The 16,897-nt window shown below is 64.5% G+C and carries 19 protein-coding genes and 1 tRNA gene; 13 read left to right on the top strand and 7 right to left on the bottom strand.

Annotated elements, in window-relative coordinates; all coding sequences use genetic code 11:
- Nucleotide 1: 1 nt before the first annotated feature.
- Nucleotides 2-406 carry a RidA family protein gene (locus BHE75_RS12995; protein ID WP_015457209.1) on the top strand — a complete coding sequence of 135 codons (405 nt, stop codon included), beginning with the start codon at nucleotides 2-4 and terminating at the stop codon, nucleotides 404-406.
- A gap of 34 nt (nucleotides 407-440) precedes the next feature.
- Here BHE75_RS12995 and pncB read toward each other — a convergent pair whose 3' ends face one another.
- Nucleotides 441-1,745 (bottom strand): nicotinate phosphoribosyltransferase, encoded by a 1,305-nt coding sequence (gene pncB, locus BHE75_RS12990; RefSeq protein WP_070934132.1) that lies wholly within the window; start codon nucleotides 1,743-1,745, stop codon nucleotides 441-443.
- A 76-nt stretch (nucleotides 1,746-1,821) separates the two neighbouring features.
- On the opposite strand from pncB, the gene BHE75_RS12985 reads away from it, so the two are divergent.
- Complete coding sequence (locus BHE75_RS12985) at nucleotides 1,822-2,757, top strand: aldo/keto reductase (RefSeq protein WP_070934131.1); 936 nt, start codon at nucleotides 1,822-1,824, stop codon at nucleotides 2,755-2,757.
- Nucleotides 2,758-2,764: 7 nt separating this feature from the next.
- On the top strand, nucleotides 2,765-4,375 hold the full coding sequence (locus BHE75_RS12980; RefSeq protein WP_070934130.1) for a GMC family oxidoreductase: 1,611 nt from the start codon (nucleotides 2,765-2,767) through the stop codon (nucleotides 4,373-4,375).
- On the opposite strand, the gene BHE75_RS12975 is transcribed toward BHE75_RS12980, so the two are convergent.
- The gene (locus tag BHE75_RS12975; protein WP_254684445.1) at nucleotides 4,308-5,720 is read right to left on the bottom strand and encodes a methyl-accepting chemotaxis protein; all 1,413 of its coding nucleotides are present in this window, start codon (nucleotides 5,718-5,720) and stop codon (nucleotides 4,308-4,310) included. The genes BHE75_RS12980 and BHE75_RS12975 overlap by 68 nt on opposite strands.
- 371 nt (nucleotides 5,721-6,091) lie before the next feature.
- Between BHE75_RS12975 and BHE75_RS12970 the strand changes: the two genes are divergently transcribed.
- Nucleotides 6,092-6,176: transfer RNA gene (locus tag BHE75_RS12970), tRNA-Leu, on the top strand.
- A gap of 106 nt (nucleotides 6,177-6,282) precedes the next feature.
- The gene (locus tag BHE75_RS12965) at nucleotides 6,283-7,359 is read left to right on the top strand and encodes an NAD(P)-dependent alcohol dehydrogenase (protein WP_070934129.1); all 1,077 of its coding nucleotides are present in this window, start codon (nucleotides 6,283-6,285) and stop codon (nucleotides 7,357-7,359) included.
- A gap of 20 nt (nucleotides 7,360-7,379) precedes the next feature.
- On the opposite strand, the gene BHE75_RS12960 is transcribed toward BHE75_RS12965, so the two are convergent.
- On the bottom strand, nucleotides 7,380-7,814 hold the full coding sequence (locus BHE75_RS12960) for a hotdog fold thioesterase (protein WP_015457203.1): 435 nt from the start codon (nucleotides 7,812-7,814) through the stop codon (nucleotides 7,380-7,382).
- Nucleotides 7,815-7,856: 42 nt separating this feature from the next.
- Between BHE75_RS12960 and BHE75_RS24095 the strand changes: the two genes are divergently transcribed.
- From BHE75_RS24095 to BHE75_RS12945, 4 genes are all read left to right on the top strand, one after another.
- Nucleotides 7,857-8,120 carry a hypothetical protein gene (locus tag BHE75_RS24095; RefSeq protein ID WP_139181720.1) on the top strand — a complete coding sequence of 88 codons (264 nt, stop codon included), beginning with the start codon at nucleotides 7,857-7,859 and terminating at the stop codon, nucleotides 8,118-8,120.
- A gap of 8 nt (nucleotides 8,121-8,128) precedes the next feature.
- Complete coding sequence (locus BHE75_RS12955) at nucleotides 8,129-8,986, top strand: hypothetical protein (protein WP_070934128.1); 858 nt, start codon at nucleotides 8,129-8,131, stop codon at nucleotides 8,984-8,986.
- A gap of 83 nt (nucleotides 8,987-9,069) precedes the next feature.
- The gene (locus BHE75_RS12950; RefSeq protein WP_070934127.1) at nucleotides 9,070-9,675 is read left to right on the top strand and encodes a VOC family protein; all 606 of its coding nucleotides are present in this window, start codon (nucleotides 9,070-9,072) and stop codon (nucleotides 9,673-9,675) included.
- A 1-nt stretch (nucleotide 9,676) separates the two neighbouring features.
- Nucleotides 9,677-9,994, top strand: a complete 318-nt coding sequence (locus tag BHE75_RS12945) for a putative quinol monooxygenase (protein ID WP_070934126.1) — start codon at nucleotides 9,677-9,679, stop codon at nucleotides 9,992-9,994.
- Between the two features lie 22 nt (nucleotides 9,995-10,016).
- Here the strand turns inward: BHE75_RS12945 and BHE75_RS12940 are convergent, their stop codons facing one another.
- Entirely contained in the window at nucleotides 10,017-10,937 is a 921-nt protein-coding gene (locus tag BHE75_RS12940; RefSeq protein WP_070934125.1) for a LysR family transcriptional regulator, read from the bottom strand.
- Nucleotides 10,938-11,031: 94 nt separating this feature from the next.
- Here BHE75_RS12940 and BHE75_RS12935 point away from each other — a divergent pair, with 94 nt between their 5' ends.
- Genes BHE75_RS12935 through fghA form a run of 4 tightly spaced genes read left to right on the top strand, consistent with a single transcriptional unit; the run spans nucleotide 11,032 to nucleotide 13,723 of the window.
- Entirely contained in the window at nucleotides 11,032-12,141 is a 1,110-nt protein-coding gene (locus tag BHE75_RS12935) for an S-(hydroxymethyl)glutathione dehydrogenase/class III alcohol dehydrogenase (protein ID WP_070934124.1), read from the top strand.
- Nucleotides 12,141-12,458 carry a ferredoxin gene (locus tag BHE75_RS12930; protein WP_070934123.1) on the top strand — a complete coding sequence of 106 codons (318 nt, stop codon included), beginning with the start codon at nucleotides 12,141-12,143 and terminating at the stop codon, nucleotides 12,456-12,458. Before BHE75_RS12935 ends, BHE75_RS12930 begins: the two co-directional genes overlap by 1 nt.
- Nucleotides 12,459-12,480: 22 nt before the next feature.
- The gene (locus tag BHE75_RS12925) at nucleotides 12,481-12,864 is read left to right on the top strand and encodes a VOC family protein (protein WP_070934122.1); all 384 of its coding nucleotides are present in this window, start codon (nucleotides 12,481-12,483) and stop codon (nucleotides 12,862-12,864) included.
- A 16-nt stretch (nucleotides 12,865-12,880) separates the two neighbouring features.
- Entirely contained in the window at nucleotides 12,881-13,723 is an 843-nt protein-coding gene (gene fghA, locus BHE75_RS12920) for an S-formylglutathione hydrolase (RefSeq protein ID WP_070934121.1), read from the top strand.
- Nucleotides 13,724-13,825: 102 nt separating this feature from the next.
- Here the strand turns inward: fghA and BHE75_RS12915 are convergent, their stop codons facing one another.
- The 3 genes from BHE75_RS12915 to BHE75_RS12905 form a co-directional block, all read right to left on the bottom strand.
- Nucleotides 13,826-14,791 carry a Gfo/Idh/MocA family protein gene (locus BHE75_RS12915; protein WP_070934120.1) on the bottom strand — a complete coding sequence of 322 codons (966 nt, stop codon included), beginning with the start codon at nucleotides 14,789-14,791 and terminating at the stop codon, nucleotides 13,826-13,828.
- Between the two features lie 41 nt (nucleotides 14,792-14,832).
- Nucleotides 14,833-15,570, bottom strand: a complete 738-nt coding sequence (locus BHE75_RS12910) for a FadR/GntR family transcriptional regulator (RefSeq protein ID WP_070935852.1) — start codon at nucleotides 15,568-15,570, stop codon at nucleotides 14,833-14,835.
- A gap of 160 nt (nucleotides 15,571-15,730) precedes the next feature.
- On the bottom strand, nucleotides 15,731-16,771 hold the full coding sequence (locus tag BHE75_RS12905; protein ID WP_084653201.1) for a family 43 glycosylhydrolase: 1,041 nt from the start codon (nucleotides 16,769-16,771) through the stop codon (nucleotides 15,731-15,733).
- Between the last annotated feature and the right edge of the window lie 126 nt (nucleotides 16,772-16,897).

Here is a 16,897-nt window from a genome sequence, read left to right as displayed (position 1 = left end):
CATGAGCGTTCAGCACATCAACCCGGACAGCCTGTTCAGGCTGGACGGCTTTGCCCAGATTTCCGTGCCGCCGGCGGGCAAGCGGCTGGCCTTCATCGCCGGGCAGACGGCGCTGGACAAGGATTTCAGGCTGAATGCCGATGGCTTCCACGATCAGGTGGTGGCGGCCTTCGGCAATGTCGTCCACGCGCTCGACGCGCTGGGCGCGGGCACGGCGGATATCGTGAGCATGACCTTCTACATCGTCGGGCTGACGGATGCGAAGTTCCAGGATTTCGTGAAGGCGATGAACGTGGCGCTGGACGGCGGGCCGTTCCCGGCCAACGCATCCTCCGTGATCGGCGTCGAGCGGCTGGCGCTGGCGGGATTGCAGATCGAAATGTCCACCGTGGTCGCCATCGACTGAACCCATGACAGCCGGATCGCCGCCCTTTCCACGATCAGACGGTGACGGCGGCCTCGGTGCGTCCGGCATCGCCGAAGATGCGGAGGTAGCGCGCGATCTCGGCCGGATCGCCGGTGGCCTTGGCCGGATTGTCCGACAGCTTCACCGCCGGCCGACCATCGGCATCCACCACCTTGCAGACCAGCGAGATCGGATCGAGCCCGGTGGTGGGGAAGGGCGCGCAGCCGCGGAAATCGTTGGTGAGGTTGGTGCCCCAGCCGAAGCTGAGCCGGACGCAGCCGTGGAAATGGCGATAGGTGGCCTCGATCGAATCCACATCCATGCCGTCGGAGAAGATCAGCAGCTTTTCGCGCGGATCGCGGCCCTTTTCCCGCCACCAGCGGATGATCTGCTCGCCGGCCTCGATCGGCGGCAGGCTATCGGGCCGGAAGCCGGTCCAGTCGGCCAGCCAGTCCGGCGCGCCGCGCAGGAAGGCGGCTGTGCCGAAGGCGTCGGGCAGCGCGATCAGCAGATTGCCGCCATAAAGATCGCGCCAGTCCCGAAGCACGCGATAGGGCGCGGCGGCGATGCCGGCGTCGGTGCCGGCCAGCGCCGCGAGCACCATCGGCAGCTCGTGCGCGTTGGTGCCGATCGCCTCCAGATCATTGTCCATGGCCATGAGCACGTTGGAGGTGCCGATCAGCCGATCGCCCAGCCCTTCCTTCAGCGCCTCGACGCACCAGCGCTGCCACAGGAAGCCGTGGCGCCGGCGGGTGCCGAAATCGGAAATGGCGAGATCGGGCAGCGCGGCCAGCCTTTCCACCTTGCCCCACAATTTGGCCTTGGCGCGGGCGTAGAGCACGTCGAGCGCGAAGCGGCCGCGATCCTTGAGCGCCGCGCGGGAGCGGAGTTCGTTGACGATGGCGAGCGCCGGGATTTCCCACATGCTGGTGTGCGTCCACGGGCCGGCGAAGCGCAGCTCATACTGCCCGTCCGCCTTGCGCAGATCATATTCGGGGAGCCGGAATTCGGCGAGCCAGGCGATGAAATCCGGGCTGAACATCTGGGTGCGGCCGTAGAAACTGTTGCCGGCGAGCCAGATCAGTTCCTTGGCGGTGAAACGGATGCCGCGCGCATGATCGAGCTGGGCGCGAAGCTCCCCCTCGTCGATCACGTCGGCCAGGCGCACCGCCGTGCTGCGGTTGATGAGCGCGAAGGTGGCCCGCACGTCCGGATAGAGGCGCCGGATCATCTGCAGCATCAGGAGCTTGTAGAAATCGGTATCGAGCAGGCTGCGGACGATGGGATCGAGCCGCCACCCATGGTTGTAGGTGCGGGTGGCGATATCGGTGATGGCCATGGCCGATCCTATGGCCGGGCCGCCCACGGGATCAAGACGCCGGCGCGATGCCGGCGGCGGGAGAAGGAGAAAGGCATTGGAACTGCGCAATCTGGGCAAGACCGGCATCAAGGTTTCGATCGTGGGGCTGGGCTGCAACAATTTCGGCTGGAAGGCGGACCTGGAAGGATCGCGATCGATCATCGACGCGGCGCTGGCCAACGGCATCAACTTCCTCGACACGTCCGACAGCTACGGCCCGTCCGAGGACTTCATCGGCGAGGTGCTGGGCGCGCGGCGCAAGGATATCGTGCTGGCGACCAAGTTCGGATCGCCGCTGGATGAGGAAGGCAAGAAGAAGGGCGCTTCGCGGGCCTATATCGCCCAGGCGGTGGAATCGAGCCTGAAGCGGCTGAAGACCGACTGGATCGACCTTTACCAGCTTCACTTCCCCGATCCCGAGACGCCGATCGAGGAGACGCTGCGCGCGCTGGACGATCTGGTGCGGCAGGGCAAGGTGCGGGCGATCGGCTGTTCCAACCTGACCGGCGCGATGCTGCGCGAGGCGATGACGGTCGCGGCCGACAACGGGCTGACCCCGTTCGCCACCACCCAGAACGAATATAATCTGCTGTTCCGCGGCATGGAGGCGGAGCTGGGCGACCTGATCGTCGAGCATGGGCTGGGCGTGCTGCCTTATTTCCCGCTGGCGAACGGCGTGCTGACCGGCAAATACAAGCCCGGCCAGCCGGCCCCGGCTGGCGCGCGGCTGGCGGACGCGCCGGCCTTCTTCGATCCCTATAAGGACCCGGCGAAATGGGAGCTGGCGGCGCGGCTGGAAGCGTTCGCGGTGGAGCGCGGGCATAGCCTGATCGAGCTTGCCTTTTCCTGGCTGGCGGCACAGCCGGGCGTGGCCAGCATCATCGCGGGCGCCAGCCGGCCGGAGCAGGCGGCGCAGAATGCGGGCGCGGCCGGCTGGAAGCTTTCGGCCACGGAGCTGGCCGAGATCGACTGGATGACGGCGGCCGCCTGATCGCCCGGTGCAGGCCTATGACTATGTGATCGTCGGCGGCGGTTCGGCGGGCTGCGTGCTCGCCAACCGCCTGTCCACCGATCCCGGCATCAGCGTGCTGCTGATCGAGGCGGGCGGGCGCGACCGGAGCCCGCTGATCCGCGCGCCGGGCGGGCTGCTGCCGATCATGATGCGGGGGCTCTACGTATGGCGATACATGTCCGTGCCGCAGCGGCACCTAGACGATCGCAGCCTCTATCTGCCGCGCGGGCGGGTGCTGGGGGGCGGATCGTCGATCAACGGCATGGTCTATTGCCGGGGAACGCCGGCCGATTATGACGGCTGGGCGGCGGCCGGCAATCCGGGCTGGGGCTTTGCCGACGTGCTGCCCTATTTCCGGCGGGCCGAAAGCTACGAACCCGGCGTCGACGACTATCATGGCGGGGACGGGCCGATCCGGGTGAGCCGGCCGGAGGTGAAGCATCCGCTGGCGCGCGCCTTCGTGGCGGCCGGCGTGGAGGCGGGGCATCGCTACAATCCCGACAGCAACGGGGCCTTCCGCGACGGCTTCGGTCCCACCGACGTGACGGCCGGGGGAGGGCGGCGATCGAGCAGCTCGGCCGCCTATCTGGACCCCGCGCGCGGGCGGCGGAACCTGACGATCGTCACCGGCGCGCAGGCGACGCGGTTGCTGTTCGACGATCGGCGCGCAACGGGCGTGGCCTATGTGCGCAAGGGCGCGCCTTGCGAGGCAAGGGCGGTGCGCGAGGTGATATTGAGCGCAGGCGCGATCAATTCGCCGCAACTGCTGATGCTATCCGGCATCGGCCCGGCGGCGCACCTGCGCGGGCATGGCGTGGAGGTGCTGCACGACCTGCCGGGCGTGGGCGCGAACCTGCAGGATCATCTGGCGGTGGCGGTGAAGCATCGCTGCCCGCAGCCCATATCGATGTTCAAATATTTCAGCCCATTATCGGGCGCGATGGCGCTGGGGCGATATATGCTGTTCCGGCGGGGGCCGCTGGCCGATCCGGGGATGGAGGCGGTGGCCTTCGTCCGTTCCGATCCGGCGCTGGCGGAACCCGACATCAAGTTCCATTTCGTCATGGCGCTTTATGCCAATAATGGGCGCGACCTGACGCCGGAGCATGGCTTTGCCGCGCATATCAACGTGGTGCGGCCGGAAAGCCGGGGGACGGTGCGGCTCGCCTCGACCGATCCGATGGCGCCGCCGTCGATCGACCAGAATTATCTGGCGGACCTGCGCGACCGGGCGGTGATGCGCCACGGCATCCGCATCGCCCGCGAGATATTCGCCCAGCCGGCCTTCGATCCCTATCGCGGTGCGGAGCTGGCGCCGGGGCCGGGCATCGCGGACGACGAGGCGCTCGACGCCTTCATCCGCGCGCATGCCGAGGCGGATTATCATTCGGTCGGCACCTGCCGGATGGGTGTGGACGGCAATGCGGTGGTGGACCCGGAATTGCGGGTCCATGGGGTCGGGGGGCTGCGGGTGGTGGACGCATCGGTGATGCCGCGCATCATCGGCGGCAACACCAACATGCCCGTCATCATGATCGCCGAGAAAGCGGCGGACATGATCCTGGGCCGGCGCCCGCGCATCCTGGAGGCGGCGTAGGATGGAGGCCCACGCCGCCCCTCAGGCTTCGGGCCGCCTTCAGCGCCGGCCGCAGGGCCGCGACCCGACCGGGATCGTCGCCGCCGATGCGGAACTGGCCGGCCTGATCGGCCAGGCTGCCGACCTCGCCCATCAGGTTGCGCGCGGCGGCGGAGGTCTGCTCCACCATCGCGGCATTTTGCTGGGTGGCGCGGTCCATGGTCGAGATGGCGGCGGTGATCTGTGCGATCGCGCTAGATTGCGCGCGATTTTCGTCGGCGATCCGCTCCAGCAGCGCATGCACCTCGTCGACATTGGTGGAAATGCCGTCGAGCGCGGCATCGACCTTCTGCACCGTGGCCACGGCCGTCACAATATCGGTCTGGGTGACGGTTAGCTGGTCGCGGGCGCGTTTGGCCTCCTCCTCGGCGCGCATGGCGAGTGCGCTGACCAGATCGGCGACGACGGCGAAGCCGCGGCCCGCCTCCCCGGCGCGGCCGGCCTCGACCGCCGCGTTCATGGCGAGAACGCGGGTCTGGAAGGCGATCTTGTCCAGCCCCTCGATCACGCTGTCGATGCCCTTGGCGCTTTCGCTCACCCGGCCCATGGCCTCGACCGCGTCCTCGGCGAGCGCACGGCCGTTGGAGACGACCTCGAGCGCGCCGTTGGCGCGTTCGACCGTGCCGTTCGCGGCCTCCGCCGTCGCGCGGAGCCGTTCGTCCATCTCGGTGATGGAGGCGGATGTCTGCTCCAGGCTGGCGGCGTTGCTTTCCGTGCGGCGGGCGAGGTCTTCCGATGCGTGCGCGATCTCGCTGCTGCCGGTGCGGATGGTGGCGGCGCTGGCCGTGACCGATCCGATGAGCTGGCGGAGCGAGCCGAGCGCGGCGTTGAAATTGGCGCGCAGCTCCGCATAGCTTTCCGGATAATCCTCGCGAATCTCGGCGGTAAGGTCGCCCCCGGCAAGGCGCTGGAGATTGGCGGTCATGCCGCGCACGATCTCCGCATTGCGCTGGGCTTCCTGGTTGAGCGCGATCTGCTGCCGGGCATTGTCGCGGAAGGCGAACATCGCCTTGGTCATCCGGCCCACGCAATCGCGATATTCGGTGAAGGCGATCGGGCTTTCGAGATCGCCGGTCGCCAGCGCCTCCATGCGCACGACGGTGGCGACATAGGGGGTGGAGATCGCGCGGCGGAACCACGCGCCCAGAAGGATGGCGACAACAAGAACGGCGCTGCCGACGGCAAGTGCCGTCGTGCCGCGGAAAAGCAGTGCCGCCATCGGCTGGATGGCGACGAGAAAGGACATCGTTCCGAACGCAATAAGCAACTTCAACCGGATCGGTGCGTCAGCAGTGAACCAGTTCATCCCACATTTCCTTCTCTGGTCGTTACGGACGACGCACAGGAAATCTGGCCGGACGATTAGATGGAATATTCGAACAAACTGAAATCGATACGCAATTTCCTCAATCGCCTCAGCCGCCTATAACGGTCCGTCGGACCCATTATAGAAGGGAGGCCGCGCACCGCGTGTTACGGCGCATAATTGTTTCCCGAGGGATGGGGGCAAATACGGCAGCCGATCCGGTGAGGATAAGGAAAGGCCCGGGCCAAGGTGGCATTATAAGGCCACCATTTCTTCGCTTTTTCTTTTGGCGGGCAAGATGCGCGCGATGCGCATGAAGGCGCTGGACGAGCCGCCGAGATTTTGCCATTCGGACCCCGGCCAATGCCTGTGCGGGCGTGGTGAAACTGGTAGACGCGCCGGACTCAAAATCCGGTTCCGAAAGGAGTGTCGGTTCGAGCCCGACCGCCCGCACCATCCCGTTTCCGGGGAATATTTCCGGCAAGGCCTTTCCGGGGATCGATAATCGCCATGGCGAGTTTACCGGCTGGCGCCGCCGGGGCGTCCAGCGGGAGGCGGTGGCATGGCGCAATCGATGAAGGCCGCGATTTTCGTCGAGCCGGGACGGATCATCCTCGGCGAGAAGCCGATACCGGATGTGGGGCCGCTGGATGCNCTGATCCGCATCACCACCACCACCATCTGCGGCACCGACATCCATATATTGAAGGGCGAATATAAGGTCGCGCCGGGGCTGACGATCGGCCACGAGCCGGTGGGCATCATCGAGAAGCTGGGATCGGCGGTGCAGGGCTATAGCGAGGGGCAGCGGGTGATCGCGGGCGCCATCACGCCGAGCGGCCATTCCAACGCTTCCTTGTCGGGCTGCGGCGCGCAGTGCGGAGGCCCCGGCGGGCATGGCTGGAAGGCGGCCGGAGGCTGGCGGTTCGGCAACACCATCGACGGCGCGCAGGCGGAATATCTGCTGGTGCCCGATGCGATGGCCAATCTTGCCCCGGTGCCCGACGGGCTGACCGACGAGCAGGTGCTGATGTGCCCGGACATCATGTCCACCGGCTTCAGCGGCGCGGAATCGGGCAAGGTGAAGATCGGCGACATGGTGGCGGTGTTCGCCCAGGGACCGATCGGCCTCTGCGCCACGGCCGGCGCGCGGCTGATGGGGGCGAGCCTGATAATCGCGGTGGAATCGATCCCCGCCCGCGCGGAGATCGCGCGGGCCATGGGGGCGGATCATGTGGTGGATTTCACCAAGGTCGATCCGGTATCCGAGATATTGAAGCTGACCGGCGGGCGCGGCGTGGACGTTTCGATCGAGGCGCTGGGCACGCAGACCACGTTCGAGGCGGGGCTGCGCGTGCTGCGGCCGGGCGGCACGCTATCGTCCCTGGGCGTCTATTCGGAGGATCTGCGCATCCCCGTGGATGCCTTTGCGGCGGGGCTGGGCGACAACAAGATCATCACCACGCTCTGCCCCGGCGGCAAGGAACGGATGCGCCGGCTGATCGACACGATCGGGTCGGGCCGGGTGAATACCGAGCCGCTCGTCACCCACCATTTCTCCCTCGACGATATCGAGACCGCCTACGACCTGTTCGCGCACCAGCGCGACGGCGTGCTGAAGGTCGCGATCAAGCCCTGAGAGGGGGGCAGGGCGCCGCCTTATGCCCTGGCGAGGGGAATGACCGCGAGGGTGATGCGCGACAGGCAGACGAGGCGTTCCTCGGCATCGGTGATGCGGATCGTCCAGATCTGGGTGGTGCGGCCGATCGATTCGGCGGTTGCGACCGCATGGACGAAGCCGTCCTTCACCGGGCGGATATGGTTGGCGTTGATTTCCATGCCGACCACGGCGGTGGTGGCGGGATCGACGGTGAGCACGCCCGCGACCGAGCCGAGCGTTTCGGCCAGCGCCACTGATGCGCCGCCGTGCAGCCGGCCATAAGGCTGGCGGGTGCGCTCATCCACCGGCATGCGGGCCTTGATCCAGTTGTCGCCGATATCGGTGAACTCGATGCCGAGATGGCCGGCCATGTTGTTCGTGCCCAAGGCGGTGAGCGCCTGGAGATCGATGCTTTCGTTATGCCAGATTGCCAAGGTGCGTGCCCTTCACAGGTGCGGGATTGGCTGGAGACCGGGATGCGCCGGATCGCGATGAAACGCGCCGGCCTGAGCCGTCATGATCCGGTTCCGGAAAGGTCGGGTCTGGTGGAGCTGAGGGGAATCGAACCCCTGACCTCTGCAGTGCGGTTGTGCCATCTGAGCCTTAAAAATGGCATTTTTCCGCCATTTCTCGATTTTTTGTCAAGCAAAATTTGCCAATTTTTTAATCAAATTGCGCGATTTGCGATATCAGTGCGGCAGTTCTCTCACGTTGGATCCGCGCGTGAACATGCGGGCTGAAGGCCAGGGTGCTCACGGTCGAAGTTGTCCATGGGCTTTATATGGAAGCGATGTGGCGCGGCGATCGGAAAACCCTCAAGCCACGAACATGTCTGAAAGGGCGCGCGCCGGAAACGCTGTTGGACAGCTATGAGGCGGAACGTCGCCCGATTGCGCAGCGCAATACCGACCAGAGCGTTAGGAACCTGGTGAAAATGGGCGAAATCGACGCGGCCCTGGGCTTCGAGACGCTTGCCCCGATTGCCGGAAATGCAGCTGAAGGGCCGATCGTCTCCTTTGATATCGGTACATTGGCAATCGATGGCGACACTCCCGGCGCTGTCCTCCGCAGGAAAGCGGTGCAGGACGCCATTGATAATCAGGCGGAGCATTTCGCGCAGGGTGCGGGCATCGATCTCGGCTCGTCTTATGCCGCCGGCATCGTGGTGCCCGATGGTTCCCCACCTCCGTCATCCGCGCCATGCGAATATCTGCCGGATGCACACCCCGGTGCCCGCCTGCCATTCAGTTCGGCGGATGGCCGGTTTGCGGAGTCCACGCTGGGGCTGGTCGATCCTTCAGGCATAACACTTTTTGCGCGGGATGCCCGCTGGAACGCAGCGGCAAACGCGGCCGCCGGCGAAGCCGAAGTGGCGGTCAAGGTCGTTCTGTTCGACGGCCCTTACCATAACCTGGGACCAGGCGCCGCCGAACTGTTGGGAATTACGGAAACCGGTGCGATTGCAGTGCGACCCGATGGCCATGTGCTGTGGCGCCTGTCCGAATGGCGGGCCGATGCGATCGAGCGACTGGTAGCCGCGCTTTCCCTGATCAACCGGGGTGCGGATGCCAGGGAAGCGCCGGTCGACCTGACGGCCTGCGCATGACACCGCCGGTCCGTTTCGAGCCATCAGACCACGGGAATTGCGATCGGGTCCGCTTGCGCGGGCAACAGGATGAGAGGGTATATATGACCGCACCGCCACCGGGCAGGCCAGCCGCCAACCTCATGTTCAGCCATATGGGGCTCAGCGTCACCCATATCGAGCCGATGGAGGACTTCTACACCCAGGTCCTGGGCTTCACAGTCACGGATCGCGGTGAGGTCGGTGGCATGCAATTGGTCTTCCTGTCCCGTAGCCCCCTGGACCATCACCAGATCGTTCTGGCGACGGGCCGGCCGGAACGGATGCCAGCTAACACGGCCAACCCCCAATTCGGCCCCAGCATCAACCAGATTTCCTTCAAGATGGGATCGATCGCGGATCTGCGTGACATGCATGATCGACTGGTGGAAGCCGGCAGCTTCGGCCTGTTTCCGGCCAATCATGGCATCGCGTGGAGCATCTATGCGCATGATCCGGAGGGCAACAACCTGGAATTCTTCGTCGATTCCGACTGGTACTTCCCTCAACCCTTTCTGATCCCGCTCGATTTCTCGAAGACCGACGAGGAAATCCGCGCGCAGACCGAAGCCCTGTGCAAGGCGCAGGAAGGCTTTGAACCCTATAGCGAATGGCGGCGCAGAATTGCGCTACGCATGACGCCCTTCATCACACCCGCGGAGGTAAACTGACATGTGGATGCGGTCCGCCTTCTGGATCGGCACGCCCAAGCCGGGCCAAGAAGCCAGCTTTCGCAACGCGATTGACGGCGACCTTGTGCCTGGATTGAAAGCCCTGCCTGGGGTGTTGGATTCCTGGGCGTTATGGCCTGAACGCAATGAACCGCTGGCTCCCCGGATCGCCTGCCAGATCCTGGTGAAATTCGAGAGTGAAGAAGCGGTCGACCGGATGCTTGCCTCGCCCGAACGCGCTGAATTGCGGAAGCGGGTGGTTCCCATCGTCGCCATGTTCGACGGCGAATTCTGCCATATCGATTTCTCTGTAGGCTGATCCTGACTGGAAACCCAATTGATCAGCTGGCGCCAGTAAGTATGCGGGATTTTGAACCAGGGACAGCTGTTGCTGCGGACAATTCGGCATGAAGCATGTCGATGAAATGCCGGACTCTGGATTGGAGATGTACGCGATGCGGATAGACCGCCCAGACGGGCTCTTCGGGTACTGCGTCGGCTTGCAGGAGAGGAACGAGCGCCCCGGTTGAGACATGCTCGCGCACATAGAAATCGGGCAACTGGCAGATGCCCATACCGGCGACTGCCGCGTCGCATACCGCAAAGCCGCTATTGCAGCGCCAGCGGCCGGTGGGGCGGAATTCCACCATCCTGCCCTTCACCAGGAAATGCCAGAATTCCGCCGTCCCCGGAATGCAGGCATGTCCGTTCAGATCGCTTACCGTCTGGGGTGCTCCATGGCGTTCGAGATAGTCGGGGGACGCGCAGACATGGAGCTGCCTTGTGGCAATGCGCGTGCCGATCAATCGTGAGTCCGCCAGGTGTCCGGTCCGGATGGCGAGATCATAATTCTCTGCGATCAGGTCGAGGATGCGATTGTTCAGGTCCAGCTCGGCGCTGACATAGGGGTGCAGTTCGACGAAGCGACGCAGCAGAGGTGCGATATAGAGCTCGCCGAATGCAATCGAGCAGGTGATGCGCAACGTCCCTTGCGGGGGTCCCTCACCATCGATCGCAGCAAGCGCATCCTCGCGGTCTGCGATCATGCGACGGCAACGCTCGGCAAAGGCGTGTGCCGTGTCGGTGGGCGTTACGGTTCGCGTCGTGCGGAGAAAAAGTCGCACGCGCAGGCGATCTTCCAGCTGCGATACAGCGCGGCTGATATGGGATGGCGAGACCCGCAGGCCATCGGCTGCGGCGGAAAAGCTGCCGCGATCATAGACAGCGAGAAACTCCTCGATGCCGTCCCAGCTCGACCTCATGATTATACCTAATCTGCAATAATGATTTGTCAAAATGGCGATTTACGGGGCGTTTTGGCAAGGTCAAAATTCGCGCCTTATTCGGGAGCTGGGAATGAAGACACGCGCCGCGGTAGCGTTTGAGGCGAAGAAGCCACTGGAAATCGTGGAGCTGGACCTTGAGGGTCCGAAGGCAGGCGAGGTGCTGGTGGAGATCATGGCGACCGGCATCTGCCACACCGATGCCTATACGCTGGACGGGCTGGACAGCGAGGGGCTGTTCCCGAGCGTGCTGGGCCACGAAGGCGCTGGCATCGTCCGCGAGGTGGGCGCGGGCGTNACCTCGGTGAAGCCCGGCGATCATGTGATCCCGCTCTACACGCCCGAATGCCGCCAGTGCAAAAGCTGCCTGTCGGGCAAGACCAACCTGTGCACCGCGATCCGCGCGACNCAGGGCAAGGGGCTGATGCCGGACGGCACNACCCGCTTCAGCTACAAGGGCCAGCCGATCTTCCATTATATGGGCTGCTCGACCTTCTCGAACTTCACCGTCCTGCCCGAGATCGCGGTGGCCAAGATCCGCGAGGACGCGCCCTTCGACAAGAGCTGCTATATCGGCTGCGGGGTGACGACGGGCGTCGGCGCGGTGGTGAAGACGGCGAAGGTGGAGCCCGGNGCCAACGTGATCGTCTTCGGCCTGGGCGGNATCGGCCTCAACGTGATCCAGGGCGCGAAGATGGTGGGCGCGGACAAGATCGTCGGCGTCGACATCAACGACGGCAAGGAGGAATGGGGCCGCCGCTTCGGCATGACCCACTTCGTCAATCCGGCGAAGGTGGAGGGCGATCTGGTGGCGCACCTCGTCGCGCTCACCGATGGCGGCGCGGACTACACCTTCGACTGCACCGGCAACACCCAGGTGATGCGCACCGCGCTGGAGGCCTGCCATCGCGGCTGGGGCGAATCGATCATCATCGGCGTGGCGGAGGCCGGCAAGGAGATCGGCACGCGGCCCTTCCAGCTCGTNACCGGCCGCGTCTGGAAGGGATCGGCCTTCGGCGGCGCCAGGGGCCGCACCGACGTGCCGAAGATCGTCGACTGGTACATGAACGGCAAGATCGAGATCGACCCCATGATCACCCACGTCCTCTCGCTCGACGAGATCAACAAGGGCTTCGACCTCATGCACACCGGCGAGAGCATCCGGTCCGTCGTGGTCTACTGATGGCCCGGCTGCTCGTAACCACCCGAACCGGCGAATTTCGGGAGATCGAGGGTGCGTCAGGCATGTCCGTGATGGAAATCCTGCGGGGCGCGGGCTTTGACGAACTGCTGGCGCTCTGCGGTGGCTGCTGTTCGTGCGCGACCTGCCATGTCCAGGCAGAGCATGTGGACGAGAGCGGGCTTGGTGCGATGTCGTCGGACGAAGATGACCTTCTAGACAGCTCCGACCACAGGACAATCCGTTCGCGCCTGTCGTGCCAGATAATGTTCGGCGACCATCTCGACGGCCTGCGGGTCACCATTGCGCCGGAAGACTGACTTCAACCCCGAGGAACCTATCATGACTTCATTCACACACGTCACCGTTGGGACGAACGATCTCGAAGCTTCGCGAGCTTTTTATGACAAGGTGCTGGATACGCTTGGCTGGTCGCGCGTCGCCGATCTTGGCGACAACGGTTCGATCTGGGGCGAAGGCAAGCCAAGCTTTTTCGCACTGAAGCCGGCCAATGGCGAGGCGGCGAGCGTGGGCAATGGCGTGACCGTGAGCTTCGAGGCGCCAAGCCGGGCGGCAGTAAAGGCATTTCATGAGGCCGCGCTCGCGCTGGGCGGGCCGGACGAAGGAGCGGTGGGACCGCGCGACTGGGCGCCCAACGCCTTTGCCGCCTACACGCGCGATCCGGACGGCAACAAACTGGCCGTCTACAGCTTTACCGCAGAATAGGGCGATCGGCGTGACGATGATGCTCGAAACTGTTGCGCAGAACCGTAGTTTTGGCGGCACGCAGGGTGTCTATCGACACGCTTCGGAGACGACCGGAACCGAGATGACCTTCTCGGTTTTCGTGCCTGACCATCGCAAGGGAACCGGGCTTCCGGTCGTCTGGTATCTTTCCGGCCTTACATGCACGCACGCCAATGTCACCGAGAAGGGCGAGTATCGCCGTGCGTGCGCTGAACTGGGCCTGATATTCGTTGCGCCCGATACCTCGCCGCGTGGCGAAGGCGTCCCGGATGATAGGGTAGGGGCATATGATTTCGGACTGGGCGCGGGCTTCTACGTGGACGCGACAGAGGCCCCCTTTTCGGCCAATTATCGCATGTGGTCCTATCTTACGCGGGAACTTCCCGAGGTCGTTCTGGGCCATTTTCCCGTGAACCCGGAACGCCAGTCGATCATGGGACACTCGATGGGCGGTCATGGTGCGCTGACGATCGCGCTGTCCAATTCTGAGACCTACCGGTCGGTCAGCGCTTTCTCCCCGATCGTTGCTCCAAGCCGGGTGCCCTGGGGGCGCAAGGCGCTGGCTGGCTATCTTGGCGACGATGAGACGGTCTGGCGCGCACATGATGCGGTAGCGCTCATCGAGGATGGGGCAAGGGTGGCGGAAATCCTTGTCGACCAGGGGGACGCCGACCAGTTTCTGACCGAACAGCTCAGGCCCAGCCTGCTCGCCGAGGCCTGCGCCAATGCCCGTATTCCCCTAAGTCTGCGGCTACAGCCTGGCTACGATCACAGCTATTATTTCATCTCCACCTTCATGGCGGACCATCTCCATTGGCATTCCAGGCGCCTGCTGTGACCAGCCATCACACCCGGCATTCGGATCGGCCTCGCGTCGAGGCGATCCCTTTGCAAATCTCCCAACGCGCTACTTCCAGAATATCGGTCTGGCACCGAACGCCTAGAATATAAACGGATCGGTAACGCGTCGTTCGGCGATCAGGAATGCGTCGGCGACGAGCTGGAGAGGGCGCATGTCGACGTCTATCTCGCGCCGGGCGATCAGGTTCGCAAAGCGTTCGTAGAGGCGGGGATATTCCTGATCGTCGGCCGGCCGTTCGGCTTCTCCGGGCAATTGCAGCAGGGCGCCGCCCATGCCGAGGCGCAGCGTGCCCGCGTCGGTGTCGACCTCGATCGACCAGTCCTGGGGGCCGGTCTGCAGGAAGTCGAATTCCCCGCGGACTTCTGCCAGGCCGCAACGCATGGTCAGCGTCGCGGCGATCGGTGACGCCCGTCCCTGCGGCACGTCCATGGTCGCGCTTTCGACGACGAGTTGATGCGGGAGAATCTCCGAGGCGATCGAGAGCGCGTTGATGCCGGGATCGAAAACGCCGAAGCCGCCCGGGCCGAGGATCCATTCCTGGCCGGGGTGCCAGCGGCGGATATCCTCACGCCAATGGATGCGGACCGCCTCTACGCGTTTGTCGAGCAGCCAGGCGCGCGCCGGCGCCACGCCCGCTGCCTCGCGCGAGTGCCAGGTGGCGAACAGCGTGACGCCGGCCGTCCGCGCCGCGCCCACCAGCGCTTCGACCTGCGAGAGCGTGACGGCCGGCGGCTTCTCCAGCATGACGTGCAGACCCGCCTCGATGGCGGTCAGCGCCAACGCGTGGCGGCCGGCGGGGGGTGTGCACAGCGAGATGGCATCCAGCCGGGCGACGGCGATCATGTCTGCGATATGAGCGTAGGCGTCGACGCCCTCGACCTGCCCATGTCGGCTGGCGGTGGCGGCGAGCCTGAAACCCGCGTTCGCGGCAATGGCGGGAAGATGCTGATCCACGGCGATCTTGCCGATGCCGACGAGACCCAATCTGACAGGCTGCACGCTCGATCCTTCAAGATATGTATATGTCAGGGCATGCCGGCGCATCGTCGGCCGGACCGGGCGAGGCGATCACCCGCGCGCATCGATCAGCGAAAAGCGGGATCGCGATCTTCGATCAGAACGAGCACGTCGCCGATGATGGTTCGCATCGCCAACCGCGCGGCTGCCGGATCGCGCGCGGCGATGGCATCGCGCACCTTGGCGTGCTCGGCGACGTCGGCCGTGCGCCCCTTGATGCGATTGGTGAAGCGGATCGACGTGCGCAGCGCCGTTCCGACCACGTCTTTGAGCTGGATGTAGAACGGATTCTTCGATGCGCGCAGGACTGCCACATGAAATGCGATGTCCGATTCCAGGGGATCGTCCAGCCCATGTTCGGCCGCCCTCATGCGCTCGAGGCCTTCGTCGATCCGCTTGATGTCATTCTCGTCGGCGACGCTGGCGGCGATGCTTGCCGCCTCGGGCTCGACCGCGACACGCAGCTCGTTGAACTGGCGCAGAAGGCCGACGGAGAGCTGGCGCTCGAGCATCCAGCGCAGCACATCCGTGTCGAACAGATTCCATGAGGAGGTGGGCTGCACCGTGGTGCCCTGGCGCGGTCGGGCGCTGAGCAGCCCCTTGGCGGTCAGCATCTTCACCGCCTCGCGCGTGACGGATCGGCTGACGCCATGCTGCTTGGCAAGCTCGGCTTCCGTGGGAAAGGCCTCATTCTCGTAATGCCCGGTGACGACCGCACGGCCGATGCTGTCGAGGAGCCCGTAGGTAAGGTTCCGTCCCAGCTGCGTTATGGGTTCGTCGACGACGAGATGCGAATTCGGTGTCACCAACCTGTTCCTGTCCTTCCTATCGCGGGCCAAGTCTGGACGCCCCATTACATCCAGACAAGGCCCGTTCATATGATAAGTCGATTCATCTTATAATTAAGATTAGGTCGGTCGAACCGGATCGGTATCCACCGCCCCCCAAAGCGGCGTTCCCGTCTAATCAGCGTGGGTTTGGAAAGGCTTTTACCAGCGCGTCATATTGCCTGCGGCTGATCTCTATCATCGATCCGTGGCGCAGCCCTGCCGGCATTTCGTAGCGGTTCCAGGCGGGAACGCCGGAGTTGCCGGATACCTGGAACCAGGGGCCGGACAGGCGCGGCGCTTTTGAAAGGCCGTAGCTGGTGCCGGCATATTGTTCGTAATACATCAGCCAGTCCTCCCCGCCTGGCGCGCGGATCACGGTCGGCGCCTCGCGGAAGTTGGGGCTGATCGGCGGGCCGGGCGGCGGGTAGGGGCCCAGGAGATCCTTGGCGCAGGAGATCCGCACGGTCTTGCCGGTGGTCCAGTTGTAGCTGGGATAGCGTTCGTCCTTGATCACCGCGCAATAGGCGCTGCCATCGGCCTCGGGCTGGATGAAGGTGTCGATCGTCGCCATATCCCAGTCGAACAGGCGGCGCGGCGCCTCATCGAAGCGCTTGAGATCGGGCGAGAGGACGTAGAGCGTGCGCTGGCTGGCCCAATAGCGTTCCGGATCTTCGGGAACGCCGGGCACCGTGGCGGTGTGCCAGGTCAGCAGGAAGCGGTTTGACGGCTTGTCGAAGAACAGCTTGGGCGCGCCGATGCGCTGCAGCGCATGGGGCAGGCCGGGAATGTCCGTCAGGTCGGGCCGATAGGTGCCGTAGGGTTTCCAGGAGATGAGGTCGTCGGACACCCAGAAACGGATGTAGGGGTCCTCATCGCTGTTGTTGCCCACCAGGTAATAGCGTCCGTCGCCGCCGCGGGCGATCGAGGGGTGACCGTGATAATCCTCCGATACCGGCCGTCCGCTGTTGATCTGTTCCCAGTGCAGGCCGTCGCGGCTAACCGAGTAATAGAGCACCCCGTAGCGCTCCTTGGTCATGTGCGCGAAGAGGTAGGCCTTGTCCGGATGGACATAGGGCATTTCCGGTGCGCCCGGCACGGCCTCTGCGCGAGGCGCTGTCGATTGTGCACGGGCCGCCGACGTTATCGCGGGCGATATCGTGGCCAGCGCCGTCGTCATGATGGTGATAGCCAAAATGCTGTGGCCGATGCGCCGTTTCACCTGTCCGTCTCCCTTTCTTGTGCGCCTTGAGAAACCGTCGATCGTCGCCAATGTCAAGATTGATATTATAAATGTGTTCATGTG

It is taken from the genome of Edaphosphingomonas haloaromaticamans, from assembly GCF_001853345.1.
Taxonomy (GTDB): Bacteria; Pseudomonadota; Alphaproteobacteria; order Sphingomonadales; family Sphingomonadaceae; genus Sphingomonas_E; species Sphingomonas_E fennica.
This window is presented reverse-complemented; position numbering and strand designations above follow the sequence as displayed.

Bases quoted from the DNA above. Each gene is read 5' to 3' on its own strand.
- BHE75_RS12995 (WP_015457209.1), top strand. From the start codon at position 2: ATGAGCGTTCAGCACATCAACCCGGACAGCCTGTTCAGGCTGGACGGC.
- BHE75_RS12950 (WP_070934127.1), top strand. From the start codon at position 9,070: ATGACCGCACCGCCACCGGGCAGGCCAGCCGCCAACCTCATGTTCAGC.
- BHE75_RS12975 (WP_254684445.1), bottom strand. From the start codon at position 5,720: ATGAACTGGTTCACTGCTGACGCACCGATCCGGTTGAAGTTGCTTATT.
- fghA (WP_070934121.1), top strand. From the start codon at position 12,881: ATGATGCTCGAAACTGTTGCGCAGAACCGTAGTTTTGGCGGCACGCAG.
- BHE75_RS12940 (WP_070934125.1), bottom strand. From the start codon at position 10,937: ATGAGGTCGAGCTGGGACGGCATCGAGGAGTTTCTCGCTGTCTATGAT.
- BHE75_RS12930 (WP_070934123.1), top strand. From the start codon at position 12,141: ATGGCCCGGCTGCTCGTAACCACCCGAACCGGCGAATTTCGGGAGATC.
- BHE75_RS12925 (WP_070934122.1), top strand. From the start codon at position 12,481: ATGACTTCATTCACACACGTCACCGTTGGGACGAACGATCTCGAAGCT.
- pncB (WP_070934132.1), bottom strand. From the start codon at position 1,745: ATGGCCATCACCGATATCGCCACCCGCACCTACAACCATGGGTGGCGG.
- BHE75_RS24095 (WP_139181720.1), top strand. From the start codon at position 7,857: ATGCGCCGGATCGCGATGAAACGCGCCGGCCTGAGCCGTCATGATCCG.
- BHE75_RS12905 (WP_084653201.1), bottom strand. From the start codon at position 16,771: ATGACGACGGCGCTGGCCACGATATCGCCCGCGATAACGTCGGCGGCC.
- BHE75_RS12945 (WP_070934126.1), top strand. From the start codon at position 9,677: ATGTGGATGCGGTCCGCCTTCTGGATCGGCACGCCCAAGCCGGGCCAA.
- BHE75_RS12915 (WP_070934120.1), bottom strand. From the start codon at position 14,791: ATGCGCCGGCATGCCCTGACATATACATATCTTGAAGGATCGAGCGTG.